Below are 13870 nucleotides of genomic sequence, written 5' to 3'. Positions count from 1 at the left end.
GCACACATTTCATGTGTCCACACATGGGGTGTGCCGCCAGATTTTGCTTTGCGCGGGAATTGCCGCTGCACTAAGCAGTTGGACGAGCGCCTACGCCGCTCCCGCCGCTGCATCACCCGATGCATCCGCCGCTGCCAGTGGCGCGGACGCCAGTGCCAGCAGTGGCTACGCCGACTTCGATCGCAGCCTGCTGGCCGGCGCCGGACAGAACACCACGGACCTGGCTCGCTTCGAGCACGGCAACCCTGTGCTTCCGGGCAGCTACAACACAGACGTGTACCTCAATAATGTCTGGGTTGGCCGCAGCGACGTACGCTTCGCAGCCCCTTCCGCGAACGTCAGCGCTACACCGTGCATCGATCGGAAGTTCCTGGACCAATTGGGTCTGCACCCGGCAAAACTGCCCGCTGAGACCCTTGCAAACCTGAGCGATTCGAAGGCCTGTGTGAGCATGGGCAGTCTGATCACAGGCGCGACCGCGACGTTTGACATGACGCAGCTGCGTATCGACATTACTGTGCCTCAGGCTTACCTGGGGCAGGCGGCGCGCGGCTACGTCAACCCGGAATACTGGGACGCCGGCGTACCGGCCGCGCTGTTGAACTACAACTTCAACACCTACCGCAACAGCAGCCAGGGCCAAACACAGACCACCTCGTATCTGGGGTTGAATAGCGGTCTCAATCTCGGCCCCTGGCATTTTCGCGAAGACGCCACTGCCAACTGGCAATCGGCAACTGCCAGTACACCATCCCGCCGTCAGTGGCAAAACATCAATACCTACGTTCAGCGCAACCTGTCTTCACTGCGCGCGCAACTGACGGTCGGCGATAGCTTTACGGATGGCGCAGTCTTCGATAGCTACGGCATCCGCGGCGTACAGCTGGGTACCGACGACCGCATGCTGCCGCAGTCGTTGCAAGGGTATGCGCCCATGGTGCGCGGAGTCGCGCAGACCAATGCCAAGATCACCGTACGTCAGAACGGTATGGTGATCTACGAAACCACCGTGTCACCCGGTCCGTTCTCGCTCAGCGATCTCTATCCAACCGGTTATGGCGGCAACTTGCAGGTAACGGTGACGGAAGCTGACGGCCATGTGAGCACCTTCTCTGTCCCGTACGCCTCAGTGGCGCAGTTGTTGCGCCCCGGCATCACCCGTTTCGACATCGCTGTCGGCGAGCTGCGCGATGCAACGATCCACGACAAGCCGGCCGTGCTCCAAGCTACGGTGCAGCGTGGCTTCAATAATCTGCTGACGGGATATGCCGGCTTGGCAGGCTCACAAGGCTACGGTGCACTGCTGGCGGGTGCTGCGATCAATACGCGCTATGGCGCATTCGCGATGGACGTCACCCAGGCCAACGCCCATATCCCGGGTTATTCGACGCAGTCAGGCCAAAGTGTGCGCCTGACTTACAGCAAGATCATCCCATCGACACAGACGACTCTGTCGGTCGCCACTTATCGCTATTCCACTGGCGGCTTTCTCAGCCTGACTCAAGCGGAAGAAGCTCGCAGTTACGCGCGCCAGGGCATCAACGCCTTCAATGTCACAACACAGCCGGTCGTGCAGACGATCGATGGCGTTCCGGTACAGAGTGTCTTGACGCCAGCCCAGCAAGCGGCTCTCACAGGAAGCGCGTTCACCACCAATCCGATTATCTCCTCTACTGGCGTGGAACGGCAGCGCAGCAATTTCACGCTGTCACTCAATCAGCCGCTGGGACACACCGGTGGTTCGATCTACGCCAACGTTGCTGTCAGCGACTATTGGAATCGGCGCGGCAACAACACGCAGTTCCAGGTCGGCTACAACAACCACTTTCGCCAGCTTAGCTATAGCATCTCCGCGACACGTTCGGTGGATCCGCTGGGCCACTACGACAACGCGTACTTCGTGAGCTTCACGTTGCCGCTGGGCCACAACACGCACTCGCCTAGCTTTACGCTGAACTTCAATCACGATCAGCAGACCGGCTCACAGACTCAGGGGATGCTCACTGGCACGCTGGGCAGCGATAACCAGTTCAATTACAGCGCCACAGCGACGCACAGCAGCAATACTGGCGGCAACGCCGGCTCGGCGAGCGTGGGTTATCGCAGCCCGTATGCAGTGTTCAATGCCAGTTACGGCGACGGCAGCGGCTATTCGCAGGCATCGTTGAACGTGAGCGGCTCCGTGATCGCACATCCGGGTGGCGTCACATTCGGCCAACCGCTCGGCGACACGGTCGGCATTGTGTATTTGCCGAACGCCGCCGGTGCGCGCATAGCCAATGCTCCTGGTGCACGGGTCGATCACTTCGGCTATGCGGTGGTGCCATACCTGACGCCTTACCAGCTCAATACCATCCAGATTGATCCCAAGGGATTGCCTCTGGACGTGCAACTCGATGCCACGAGCGCGCAAGTCGTACCCTATGCCGGCGCGGTGGTCATGCTGAAATTCAAGACTGAGAACGGTCGCACGCTCATCGTCCAAGCCAGCCTGAAGGACGGCCAGGCATTGCCGTTCGGCGCGGAAGTGTTCAACGAGAAAGGCCTCTCGTTGGGCGTGGTGGGTCAGGCTGGACAGATTCTATTGCGCGGCGTCGATCAAGCCGGGCGACTGACCGCACGCTGGCAGGACGACAAGGGAACGCAACAATCGTGCTCATTCGATTATCGGCTTGACTCAAAAGACAAGCAGAAGCAAACCTCAAAGCAATACGAGCAGTTCACTACCGTCTGCGCGATGACTGTCGCCGCCGCGTACCATTGAAGGAGCGACGCATGAGACACGATCTACTGACCTCATATGCAACCAGGGGCATGTCGGCGTTACTGCTCGTCGTTGGTCTGCTGTTGATGGCTATGCGCCCCGCGGAAGCGACCCAGTCCCCCACATGCACCGCGTCACCCACGAGCCAAACGATCACCATACCGACCGTTGCCATTACGCCTGGGCAAAGCAATGGCCCCATTGGTTCGGCAGCGCAGGCAACCATTAGCGTTGATTGCCAACAGGCTTATGCCAACACGCCTAATTATTACGATAGCTTCAATGCACAAACCGGTCAGCTGGCAGCTCTCGATTCAACCAATTCCCCTCTCGGTGGGAAAGGCATCCTTTTCCAGACCAATGTCCCTGGAATTGACGTCCTTCTGACTGCACAGACTGTTCAAGCGAGCAGCGGAAATAATGGCCCCAATGGAACTCCCGGTTGGTCCATAGGAACGATCAACTGCAATTTCAACAATGGCATTGAAACCTGCACTCCAAATCCAGTTTCCGCAACGTTCACAGCGCAGCTCTACAAAACCGGACCGGTTTCGCCTGGCACGATAACAAGCCTTAATCTGCTGCAGATTTTCGAAACCGACACGGTTGCCACCCCACCCGCAGGATGGCAAGGTACGATTTTCTACAGTGGCGCTTCATCTTCATTCGGCACGCTCACGTTGAAGCCGGTGACCGTGTCCATGAGTACCTGCAATGTCGCAGCAGGCTCTGTCAATCTCAGCGTCACATTGCCAACTATTGACCTCAACGCATTGCCGACCACTGGCTCCGTGGCAGGCAAGAAATCTTTTCCCATCCAATACACCTGCCCGTCAGGTTGGGCGCTCTACATGACCATGAGCACAACCAATCCTGCATCGGCGACTGGCGTGATCGCGCCATCTGCAACTTGCTCTGCAGGCACACCCGCCTCGAATGTCGGCATTCAATTGCTGCAAAGCAATCAGCAGCCCGTGCAATTCAATACCGCACAGTCGGTCGGTAACTCGCCCAACGGCACGCTCAATCTCACTTACTACGCGCAGTACTACGCAACCAGCTCGCCCATTGGCGCAGGTCAAGTCTGCGGCACTGCCACGTTTACGATGTCTTATCAGTGAACGTTCGACACAGCAGGCTGGATACGCACGCAAATTAGGGCTCAACTTTTGCGTGCCACCTGCCGATAAATCTGGAGTGCTACTCGTAGGTTTGTGTTACCAACATGGGATTCGCCGAGCCAGGCTGGGCAGCGCGGACATAATTGGCGAAGTAGTTGAGCACGCGGTCGGATTCCGAACCGGACAGATGCACGACATCTACCTCGTAAGGGCGAGACACGTTCGCACTTGTTGTTGCAGCTGTAGTCGCGGCGTTAGAGCAGCTTCGTTGAAGCGATGGACCAATCTGAGCAGCGCTGACCACCAGATTCAGGTCGCCAGCCGTATCCGCAACACTGCAGGTTGGTTCCACGACGGCGCCAACGAACGTGATCGTTCCGCCCTCGATAGTTCCACCGCCACCTGCCCTCACGACAGGTGCTGCGAACACCATCGCCACGGAACAACCCACCAGAACAAGCCAACGCGCACCACGCATAACGCTGCCCTCCACCGGTATCTGCGCAAGTCGCGCGTACCTGAAAGCACCATCGGCTGCGATGTATCTGCGCTTGAGAGCGTCCGCCTAGTCACGTTATGAAAATGCCAACGCCATCACATAAGTTATGCGATCTGGCCGCCAAAAAGCCCACGCGAGTGCTTCATGACGGCAAATGTGTAGATGGCGTGAATTCTTTGTAAAACAGATGGTTGAGTGGCTATTTGCGGGCGTTGGCTTTTCGTCGCGAGGAAACTGGCCGCTGTGCGCGCTGCTTCACCGTCCAGAGGGCATTGGACGGTTGTGCAAGTAACGCCTTAGGGCTCGGAAACGTCATGACTATGACGTTTGCGCGGTGCGCTTCATCCTCGCAGTAGCTTTATCGGCAAGAATCCGACGCGCTTTAGCTATTGCGTGAAAATTTTTTGCGTGCGATCAGCGCGACGAGATGTACTTCTCACGACGGATCTGCGGAATCGGCAAACCGAATTCCTTCAGCGCATTGAATCCGGCATCGACCATGTTGGGATTGCCGCACAGGTAGGCGATGTCGCGAGTGGCGGAGGGCTGCAGCTCGGCGAGCACGCTTTGCACGTGTCCCGGCCGATCGTTGGGACGCGGCACCGTACGTGGCTGACGGCTGAGGCAGCCGTAGAACGAGAAGCCCGGATGTGTCTGCGCGAACGCTTCGAATTCTTCGCCGTAGAGCAGCTCGGTTTCGTTGCGCGCGCCATACAGCAACACGACTTCGCGATCGCCTTTCGCCAGCAGTTTTTCGAACGCGGGCAACATGGCCCGATAGGGCGTTACGCCCGTGCCAGTAGCCAGCAACAGGTAACGCGGGTGCGTATCGGCGTCTTGCAGGCAGAAGCGCCCATAGGGACCGCTCGCTTCGATGGTGTCGCCGATATTCAACCCGCTGAGTAGCTTGGTAGCTGCACCGCCGTCCACGTAGCTGACCGCGATCTCGATGCGCTGCACGGGCGAATGGCCGTCGCCCACGGTGGCGACGGAATAGCTGCGCTTGGTGGCCGTGCCGTCGTCATAGTGGAAGTGGATCTGCAGGAATTGGCCGGGAATGAGGGCAAGCGGCTGTCCGTCGGCGCGTTCGAAGCCCAGGTGGCGCACGGCGGGCGCAAGCATGTGGCTTTCGACGAGGCGCAGAGTGAAGTGTTCGGCCATGCAGGATATCCACCAGAGAAACAGTCAGTACGTCCGGCCGAACAGGTCGTCCGGACAAGGCCCGCTATAATACGGGGCTTAGACCCCACGGTGCAGCCCATGTCCCCCACCCCAGCACTCGTTGTCGAAAACCTGCGCAAGACCTACGGTAACGGCGTCCAGGCCCTCAAAGGCATCAATCTCACGGTACAACCTGGCGATTTCTTCGCCTTGCTAGGCCCTAACGGCGCCGGCAAGTCCACGCTGATCGGCATTCTTTCCTCGCTGGTGAATTCCACCGAGGGCGATGCGCGCATCTTCGGCGTGTCGGTGAACAAGCAACGCAACGAAGCGATGAAGCTGATCGGCCTGGTTCCGCAGGAGATCAATTTCAATCAGTTCGAAAAGCCGTTCGACATCTGCGTGAACGAGGCCGGCTTCTACGGCATTCCGCGCAAACTCGCCGCCGAGCGCGCCGAGAAGTATCTGAAGGAACTGCGCCTGTGGGATAAAGCGCAGGAGCAGGCGCGCACGCTGTCGGGCGGCATGAAGCGCCGCTTGATGATTGCGCGCGCCATGATGAACGAACCACGCCTGCTGATTCTGGACGAACCTACCGCAGGCGTGGATATCGAAATCCGTCGCTCCATGTGGCAGTTCGTCAGCGGCATCAATGCGGCGGGCACCACGGTGATTCTCACCACGCATTACCTGGAAGAAGCCGAACAGCTCTGCCGCAACATCGCCATCATCGATCACGGCACCATTGTGGAAAACACATCGATGAAGTTGCTGTTGTCGAAGCTGGACGTGGAAACCTTCGTGTTCGACGTGAATAACATGCCGGCACAGTTGCCGAATCTCCCTGGCATTACGTTCCGTCGGGTCGACGATCACACCTTGGAAGCGGAGATGCCGCGTACACAGGCGATGAACGCGCTGTTCGATGCGCTCACCACGCACGGCATCACCGTGCTCTCAATGCGCAACAAGACCAATCGCCTGGAAGAGCTGTTCGTGCGTCTGGTAGAAAACGGTCGCCAAGAACAACCGAAGGAGAAGGTGGCATGAGCATCATGTCCGGCAACATGGTCGCACTGCATACCATCGTGCGACGCGAGATCGTGCGCATCATGCGCATCTGGACGCAGACGCTGATTCCGCCTGCGATCACCATGACCCTGTACTTTGTGATCTTCGGCAAGCTGATTGGCAGCCGCATCGGCAACATCCAGGGCGAATTCAGCTACATGCAATACATCGTGCCTGGCCTGGTGATGATGAGCATCATCACTAATAGCTACGGCAATATCTCCAGCTCATTCTTTGGCGCCAAATTCCAGCGCTCGGTGGAAGAGATGCTGGTATCGCCGATGCCGAACTGGGTGATCTTGCTCGGCTACGTGACCGGTGCCGTTGCACGCGGCCTTGTGGTGGGCCTTCTAGTGCTGTTGATCGCGCTGTTCTTCACCCATCTGCAGGTGGCGCATATTTTCGTCACATTGCTTTCGGTGCTGTTCGGGGCCACGATCTTTTCGCTGGCCGGTTTCGTCAACGCGATCTACGCCAAGAAGTTCGACGACATCGCCCTGGTCCCCACCTTTGTGCTCACTCCACTCACGTATCTGGGTGGCGTGTTTTACTCGGTGAACATGCTCAGCGAACCTTGGCAGGCGATTTCGCGCATCAACCCGATTCTATACATGGTCAATGCGTTCCGCTTTGGGGTGCTCGGCATCAGCGACGTGCACATCGGCGTGGCGTTCGGGGTGATGCTGCTGTTCGTGATCGGGCTGTCTTGGATTGCGCTGAATTTGCTCAAGCGCGGCGTGGGGCTGCGTTCGTAACAATAAGCTGGAGTTTCCGCGGGCCTGATCCGGGGAAACTCCAACCCGCAATGCGGCGACACCATTCGAATCATGCGCGTCAACAAATACATAAGCGAAGCCGGCCTCTGCTCTCGCCGCGAAGCGGACGAACTGCTGTTGGCAGGCCGCGTCACCATCAATGGTGAAGTTGTCACCACGGGCGCCAAGGCTTTGGAAGGTGACGAGGTGCGCGTCGATGGCGAGATCGTCCGCGCCCGCATCCTTGCCAGCACGCCAGCCGCCAAACGTGCGATCTACATTGCGCTGAACAAGCCAGTCGGAATCACCTGCACCACCGATCAAAGCGTAAGCGGCAACATCGTCGATTTCGTCGACCATCAGGAGCGCATCTTCCCGATTGGACGGCTGGACAAGGATTCAGAAGGGCTGATTCTGCTGACCAGCAACGGCGACATCGTCAATGAGATCCTGCGCGCGGAAAACCATCACGAAAAGGAATATCTCGTCGCGGTGAACAAACCGGTTACTGATGAATTCCTCGCAGCCATGGCCAAAGGTGTTCGTATTCACGGCCAGATGACCAAGCCGTGCCGCACGCGCAAGATCGCCAAGTTCGGCTTCGCCATCGTACTCACCCAAGGCCTGAACCGACAGATTCGCTTGATGGCTGCTGAGTTCGGCTACCGCGTAACCCAGCTTCGCCGGGTACGCATCATCAACGTCAAGCTCGGCCACTTGAAGCCGGGGCAATGGCGTAATCTCACCGATGCGGAATTAAAAGGGCTGCTGCCCCATCGCACCCAATGGTAAGTTTCGTGCGTACACGCTGCGTCTTTGCATTTATCAATGCCGCTTGCGCAGCTGCACATCCCGCATCAACCAGGTCAGCCCAAACGCCAGCACCATGATGCCGGCGGCAATCGCATACATCTGATGCAATGCATCGCCAAACGCCTTCAGGTAGATGTGGCGCACCGCATCAGGAAGATGATGCACACCATCCACGCCCATCGAATGCGGTAATACCGTGTCATGCGGCAGCGCATTCTCCAGGCGCGCATGCAAACCATTGGCGAACAGAGCGCCAAATACCGCAACACCGATGGAACCACCGATAGAGCGAAACAACGTGGCACCGGATGTCGCCACGCCAATGTGTTTGAAGTGCACACTGTTCTGCACCGCCAAGATCAGCACCTGCATCACCATACCTAGTCCCAAACCAAGCAGGCAGATGTAAAGGTAGAGATAGCCGATGGGTGTATCGTTGTTGAGCGTGCCCAGTAGCGCCATCGCAACGGATGCGAGCAGCGTGCCGGCGATGGGGAAGACGCGATATCTGCCGATACGGCTGATGATGCGACCGCTCGCAATGGAGCTCACCGTGATGCCGCACATCATCGGCAGCAACTGCATGCCCGCTTGCGATGGTGTGGAATCCTTGACCACCTGCAAGTAGAGCGGAAGGAAGGTCATCGCGCCAAACATCGACATGCCGACGATGAAGCCGATCAGGCAACTCAGCAGGAAGGTTCTGTCCTTGAACAAATCCAGCGGGATGATCGGTTCGGAAGCATGTCGCTCCTCATAGAAAAAGCCGATCAGTGCCACCAAGCCGAACGCCAGCGTGAACCACAACTGCCCCGACGACCACGGCAGAATCACTCCGCCTTGCGAGGTGAACAGCACGATGCAGGTCAGTGCAGCTGCGAGAAACGCCGCGCCCATGTAGTCGATCTCGTGCTTGATGTGCGCAGTGTGCGGCCTGAATACGGCACCGATCACCAGCAGCGCGAGAACGCCGAGCGGCAGGTTGATGTAGAAGATCCAACGCCACGACAGATGCTCGACCAGGAAGCCACCCAGTAGTGGCCCCACCACGGTCGCCAGTCCGTAGATAGCGCCGAACATGCCCTGGAAGCGGCCTCGGTCGGCCGGAGGAATCACGTCGCCGATCACTGCCATTGTCACGACCAGCAAGCCACCGCCACCGAGGCCTTGCAAGGCACGCATCAGAATCAGCTGAGTCATGTTCTGCGCCAGGCCACACAGCGCCGAACCGATCAGGAACAGCACGATCGCCGCCTGCAATACGATCTTTCGGCCGAACAGATCGCCGAATTTTCCGTACAGCGGCACTACGATGGTGGAGGTGAGCAGATAGGCCGTCACCACCCAGGACAGGCTTTCCAGGCCGCCCAGTTCGCCTACGATGGTGGGCAACGCAGTAGAGACGATGGTCTGGTCCAGTGCAGCCAGCAGCATCACCAGCAACAAGGCGGAGAACAGCAGCCGGATCGGCGGATGTTCCGGCTGCGGCGCTGGCGTTGGTGCGCGGTGTAGTTCAACGTCCGTATCGGGACGTTCCATACGAAGGGAGGAATCGGCGCTCATAGGCAGCCCAATTGAAATTAATTGATGATTTAATTAATATAAAGTGTACTCCGCAGTTCAGTCAAGGAGGCGAACCGATGGTCGCGCGGACCACTGACAAACCTTCCGCACGTAAGCCGAAAACCGCTGGCAAGCAGAAAGCCGAACCGCGTCGTCCGGGCCGTCCGTCCGGATCGGCGAACAAACAGGAGCAGCGCAGTCGCCTGCTCGATACAGCGATGAAGCTGTTCGCCGAGCAAGGCATCGCCGAGACTCCGCTTTCCGCCATCGCGCGCGAAGCAGGCGTTACGCCAGCGTTGATGCACTACTACTTCAACTCACGCGATCAATTGCTGGATGCACTGATCGACGAGCGCATTCAGCCGCGCCGCGCCGCACTCGGCGAAATGTTCAACTCGAATGCCCGTGACCCGGTCACCGTGATCACGCATGTTGCGGAACACCTCATGCAAACCTGCGCGGAGCATCCATGGTTTCCCGCGCTATGGATGCGCGAGATCATCAGCGACAACGGCATGCTCCGCCAGCGCGTCATCGAACGCCACGGCAAGGTGCATTACGAGGGCGCCGTCGATCGCATTCGGCAATGGCAGGCACAGGGCAAGGTCAATCCGCATATCGAACCCACCCTGCTATTCATATCGATCTTCGGCCTTGTCGTGGTGCCGTTGATCGCTTCGAAAACGTGGAACAACGATCCGATGAAGCACAAGTTCAACCCGGAAGACATCGCTCGGCATGCGATCGCATTGCTGGCGCGCGGGGTGAGCGTGGCGTAGGTTGGGGTGCAAACCCCAACATTTCATGCACGTGTGGATCCCAATGTTGGGATTTGCACCCGACCCTACGCATTGACTAGCGACGAGCCTCATTCCACTCGTCGCCCCAGCGAAAGCCGGGGCCTAGCGACTTGAGGTTGAAAGTCACTGGGTCCCGGCCTTCGCCGGGACGACGAATTCAAAACAATCAGCATTTCTAAGATTCGACACTAACCAGGTCGGCGCATCGAACCTAAATCGAACACTCGATAGCCCTGCCCTCACGCCACGACTGCGTAGCCACCTCAGCAAGCTCCAATGCCTTGATGCCATCCTCGATGGTGGTACGCACCGATGTGCCGTTTACCACTGCGTCAAAGAAATGCTCAATCTCCAGCGCATAGGCCGAGCGATAGCGCTCCAGGAAAAATGCTTCCGGCTTGTCGCTACTGATGACGTTATCGTTCCATACGACGACTTCCGTAGGACGCACATTACCGGCCTGCAATAGACCCTTGCTGCCGAGCACCTCAAAACGTTGATCGTAGCCGTACGCAGCACGACGCGAAGTGTTGATCTGGCATAGCGCACCATCGCGCGTACGCAACGTGACAGCCGCGTGCGAAATATCGCCTGCTGCAGCGACGTCCGGCATGTTCGGGCAGCCGCCAGTGGCATGCACGCTGACTGCTTCACCGCCGAGAATCCAACGGAAGATATCGAAGTCGTGAATCAGCATGTCCTTGAACACACCGCCCGAGTGCGCGATGTATGCGGCCGGCGGCGGCGCGGGATCGCGGCTGGTCACGATCAATACTTCCGGTGTACCGATCTCGCCTGCGTCCAACCGCTGTTTGAGCGCTGCAAACGTAGGATCGAAACGACGCTGAAAACCGATCATGCAGATAACGCCTGCTTTCCTCACGGCCTCCGCGCAGAACCGTGCTCGCTGCACGTCCAGATCCACCGGCTTTTCACAGAAGATGGCTTTGCCTGCTGCCGCAGCGCGCATGATCAGATCGGCATGCGTATCGGTGCTCGAACCAATCACCACCGCACCGATAGCTGGATCGGCTAGCACCTGCTCCACCGTCGCAACCTTAGCGCCGTGTTTCCCCGCCAGTGCCTCGGCAGAGGGCTGATGCACGTCCACCACATAGCGCAATTGCGCGCGTGGGTGCCGGACGAGATTGGCGGCATGGATGTTGCCGATACGTCCGGCGCCAAACAGCGCGACGCCGATGCAGCTTTTATCAATCATCGTATTCTCCGGGATGAATGGTCTCTTCGACTTTCAACTCAAGCTTGTAAGCCAGCGCGACAAACAGCGCCTGGCATAGGCAAATGGTGCTGGTGAGCGCGCGAAATGCGAACGCGCTGCCTTCATTCACCAGCAAGGTAATGTGCGCCTCACGCCCCAACGCACCCAGCGCGCTATCGGTGATCGCCAAGACCTTCGCCTTGTGCTGATGTGCGATGCGGCTGCAGTACAGCGTTTCCTTGCCATAAGGCGGATAGCTGATGGCAATCAGCACGTCGTTCTTGCCGATGCTGCGGATCTGCTCGCGATACATGCCGCCCAGACCGCTCACCAGATGCACACGCTTATGCGTGTGCTGCAGCGCGTAGACGATATAGCTGGCGATGCTGAAGGTGCGGCGCACGGCTACCACGTAAATGTTCTCGGCCTTCACCAGCAGGTCGACAGCTGCCTCGAACTGCTCCGCATCCAACGATTTGGCCAACTCATCGAGTCCCACGCGGCTGGCATCAATAAAGCGCAACGCCATGTGCGATGTAGGCAGGTTGCCATCGCCCTCAGCGATCACCTTGCGGATGCGCTGCTGATAACTGCGCGCGGTTGTCACACCTTCGGTGTAGTCGTGGCGGAACACCGCCTGCATCTCGCTGAAACCGGAATAGCCGAAACGCTGCGCAAAACGCACCACCGCCGACGGGTGCACATCGCAGCCCGACGCGATTTCGTTGATGCGCTGGACCATGATGTTGGCCCGCTGCTTCTCCAGATAGCTGGCCACGTTCTGCAGTTGTCGCGGCAGGGTTTCGAATTCGCTCGCTATGCGCTGCAGCAGCTCGTCGACTGCGCTCAGTGTGCCCATGCAGGCCGTCCGATGGATGTCTGAGCTCCATCGTAGCGCCGCATGGAAAATTATTTCCATATTTTTTTATTGTGCAATGCAAGTTGCAATACGGGAAACGGCGTTCCTATGCTCGGCAACCGGCGCCAGCCCTCGGCGCATGTTCCTTTCCGGCTGACGCGCTGCGCCGGTCGTAAAAACCTGGAGATGCTATGCGTACGCGATGGATCTCGACTTTGCTGGCCGGTGTGCTGACTGCCGCCACGGCGACTCACGCATTGGCAGCCAGCGGGCCACAAGCGAGCGAACGGTACGTGCTGATCAGCCACGCGGCCGACTCGGACGTGTGGTGGAACACGGTGAAGAACGCTATCAAGCAGGCAGCCGATGATTTCGGCGTACAGGTCGATTATCGCAATCCACCCAACGGCGACCTGGCCGATATGGCGCGCTTGGTCGAGCAGGCCGCTGCACGCAACTATGATGGCGTCGCCTTCGACATCGCCGATTTCGACGTACTGTCCAAGCCTGCGATGCACGTTACCGCCAAGCGCATTCCCTTGATCACCATCAATTCCGGCACCGCACAGGAAAGCCAGAAGCTCGGCGCGATCATGCATATCGGCCAGCCGGAATACGAAGCAGGTAAGGAAGCAGGCGAACGCGCCAAGGTGGCGGGTGTCAAATCGTTCGTATGCGTCAATCACTATTCCACCAACGCCGCATCCTTTGAGCGTTGCAAGGGTTTTGCGGATGCACTCGGCGTCGACGCGCGCAAGTCGATGATCGATTCCGGCGTGGATCCGACCGTCGTGGCGAGCAAGGTGAGCGCATATCTGCGCAACAATCCAGGCACGCAGGCCATCCTGGCTCTGGGTCCCAACTCAGCAGAACCCAGCTTGCAGGCATTGCAGCGGATGGGTTTGGCCGGCAAGGTCTATTTTGCCACCTTTGATCTTTCCAGCGTGATCATCGACGGCATTCGCAAGGGTTACATTAACTTTGCGATCGATCAGCAGCCGTATTTGCAGGGCTATATGTCGATCGCTGCGTTGGTGATCGCGCACGGGGACAACACGCGCGATGCCGCCGCCATCATCACCACGCTGAAGGCCAATCCGAAGTTCCAGGCACGCCTGAAGGATTACGGTCTTGATCCGGTCTACACCAAGGATGGGGTCAGCTCGGGCCCTGCTTTCGTCACCAAGGACAACGTCGATACGGTCGCTAAATACGCGGGCCAGTACCGTTGATGACGGAGATGCT

At 58.4% G+C, this 13870-nt stretch carries 12 protein-coding genes; 7 read left to right on the top strand and 5 right to left on the bottom strand.

Annotated elements, in window-relative coordinates; genetic code table 11:
* The first annotated feature begins 13 nt into the window (after positions 1-13).
* Together QQJ86_RS14215 and QQJ86_RS14210 are read left to right on the top strand one after the other, a co-directional pair.
* Positions 14-2764 (top strand): fimbria/pilus outer membrane usher protein, encoded by a 2751-nt coding sequence (locus QQJ86_RS14215; RefSeq protein ID WP_284321615.1) that lies wholly within the window; start codon positions 14-16, stop codon positions 2762-2764.
* Positions 2765-2775: 11 nt separating this feature from the next.
* On the top strand, positions 2776-3885 hold the full coding sequence (locus QQJ86_RS14210; RefSeq protein ID WP_284321614.1) for a fimbrial protein: 1110 nt from the start codon (positions 2776-2778) through the stop codon (positions 3883-3885).
* A 79-nt stretch (positions 3886-3964) separates the two neighbouring features.
* On the opposite strand, the gene QQJ86_RS14205 is transcribed toward QQJ86_RS14210, so the two are convergent.
* Positions 3965-4363, bottom strand: coding sequence for a hypothetical protein (locus tag QQJ86_RS14205; RefSeq protein WP_284321613.1), 399 nt, complete (start codon positions 4361-4363; stop codon positions 3965-3967).
* Positions 4364-4798: 435 nt separating this feature from the next.
* Positions 4799-5545, bottom strand: a complete 747-nt coding sequence (locus tag QQJ86_RS14200; protein ID WP_284321612.1) for an FAD-binding oxidoreductase — start codon at positions 5543-5545, stop codon at positions 4799-4801.
* Positions 5546-5644: 99 nt separating this feature from the next.
* On the opposite strand from QQJ86_RS14200, the gene QQJ86_RS14195 reads away from it, so the two are divergent.
* The 3 genes from QQJ86_RS14195 to QQJ86_RS14185 all read left to right on the top strand — a co-directional run bounded on the left by QQJ86_RS14195 (position 5645) and on the right by QQJ86_RS14185 (position 8163).
* Complete coding sequence (locus QQJ86_RS14195; RefSeq protein WP_284321611.1) at positions 5645-6595, top strand: ABC transporter ATP-binding protein; 951 nt, start codon at positions 5645-5647, stop codon at positions 6593-6595.
* Positions 6592-7371 (top strand): ABC transporter permease, encoded by a 780-nt coding sequence (locus QQJ86_RS14190; RefSeq protein ID WP_284321610.1) that lies wholly within the window; start codon positions 6592-6594, stop codon positions 7369-7371. The genes QQJ86_RS14195 and QQJ86_RS14190 overlap by 4 nt, the downstream gene beginning before the upstream one ends.
* A 72-nt stretch (positions 7372-7443) precedes the next feature.
* Positions 7444-8163: a pseudouridine synthase gene (locus tag QQJ86_RS14185; protein WP_284321609.1), complete on the top strand. Its 720-nt coding sequence runs from the start codon at positions 7444-7446 to the stop codon at positions 8161-8163.
* Between the two features lie 33 nt (positions 8164-8196).
* Here the strand turns inward: QQJ86_RS14185 and QQJ86_RS14180 are convergent, their stop codons facing one another.
* Positions 8197-9747: an MDR family MFS transporter gene (locus QQJ86_RS14180; protein WP_284321608.1), complete on the bottom strand. Its 1551-nt coding sequence runs from the start codon at positions 9745-9747 to the stop codon at positions 8197-8199.
* 77 nt (positions 9748-9824) lie between these two features.
* Here QQJ86_RS14180 and QQJ86_RS14175 point away from each other — a divergent pair, with 77 nt between their 5' ends.
* Entirely contained in the window at positions 9825-10526 is a 702-nt protein-coding gene (locus QQJ86_RS14175) for a TetR/AcrR family transcriptional regulator (RefSeq protein WP_284321607.1), read from the top strand.
* Between the two features lie 232 nt (positions 10527-10758).
* On the opposite strand, the gene iolG is transcribed toward QQJ86_RS14175, so the two are convergent.
* Together iolG and QQJ86_RS14165 are read right to left on the bottom strand one after the other, a co-directional pair.
* Complete coding sequence (iolG, locus tag QQJ86_RS14170) at positions 10759-11766, bottom strand: inositol 2-dehydrogenase (protein WP_284321606.1); 1008 nt, start codon at positions 11764-11766, stop codon at positions 10759-10761.
* On the bottom strand, positions 11759-12625 hold the full coding sequence (locus QQJ86_RS14165) for a MurR/RpiR family transcriptional regulator (protein ID WP_284321605.1): 867 nt from the start codon (positions 12623-12625) through the stop codon (positions 11759-11761). The genes iolG and QQJ86_RS14165 overlap by 8 nt, the downstream gene beginning before the upstream one ends.
* Before the next feature lie 191 nt (positions 12626-12816).
* Between QQJ86_RS14165 and QQJ86_RS14160 the strand changes: the two genes are divergently transcribed.
* The gene (locus QQJ86_RS14160) at positions 12817-13857 is read left to right on the top strand and encodes a sugar ABC transporter substrate-binding protein (protein WP_284321604.1); all 1041 of its coding nucleotides are present in this window, start codon (positions 12817-12819) and stop codon (positions 13855-13857) included.
* Positions 13858-13870: the final 13 nt, after the last annotated feature.

Origin of the sequence: Dyella acidisoli, assembly GCF_030160295.1 — a bacterium.
In the GTDB taxonomy this organism is placed as follows: domain Bacteria; phylum Pseudomonadota; class Gammaproteobacteria; order Xanthomonadales; family Rhodanobacteraceae; genus Dyella_B; species Dyella_B acidisoli.
This window is presented reverse-complemented; position numbering and strand designations above follow the sequence as displayed.

Excerpts from the sequence above, each read along its gene's own strand:
- QQJ86_RS14210 (WP_284321614.1), top strand. The coding sequence starts at position 2,776 with ATGAGACACGATCTACTGACCTCATATGCAACCAGGGGCATGTCGGCG.
- QQJ86_RS14205 (WP_284321613.1), bottom strand. The coding sequence starts at position 4,363 with ATGCGTGGTGCGCGTTGGCTTGTTCTGGTGGGTTGTTCCGTGGCGATG.
- QQJ86_RS14200 (WP_284321612.1), bottom strand. The coding sequence starts at position 5,545 with ATGGCCGAACACTTCACTCTGCGCCTCGTCGAAAGCCACATGCTTGCG.
- QQJ86_RS14195 (WP_284321611.1), top strand. The coding sequence starts at position 5,645 with ATGTCCCCCACCCCAGCACTCGTTGTCGAAAACCTGCGCAAGACCTAC.
- QQJ86_RS14190 (WP_284321610.1), top strand. The coding sequence starts at position 6,592 with ATGAGCATCATGTCCGGCAACATGGTCGCACTGCATACCATCGTGCGA.
- QQJ86_RS14185 (WP_284321609.1), top strand. The coding sequence starts at position 7,444 with ATGCGCGTCAACAAATACATAAGCGAAGCCGGCCTCTGCTCTCGCCGC.
- QQJ86_RS14180 (WP_284321608.1), bottom strand. The coding sequence starts at position 9,747 with ATGAGCGCCGATTCCTCCCTTCGTATGGAACGTCCCGATACGGACGTT.
- QQJ86_RS14175 (WP_284321607.1), top strand. The coding sequence starts at position 9,825 with ATGGTCGCGCGGACCACTGACAAACCTTCCGCACGTAAGCCGAAAACC.
- iolG (WP_284321606.1), bottom strand. The coding sequence starts at position 11,766 with ATGATTGATAAAAGCTGCATCGGCGTCGCGCTGTTTGGCGCCGGACGT.
- QQJ86_RS14165 (WP_284321605.1), bottom strand. The coding sequence starts at position 12,625 with ATGGGCACACTGAGCGCAGTCGACGAGCTGCTGCAGCGCATAGCGAGC.
- QQJ86_RS14160 (WP_284321604.1), top strand. The coding sequence starts at position 12,817 with ATGCGTACGCGATGGATCTCGACTTTGCTGGCCGGTGTGCTGACTGCC.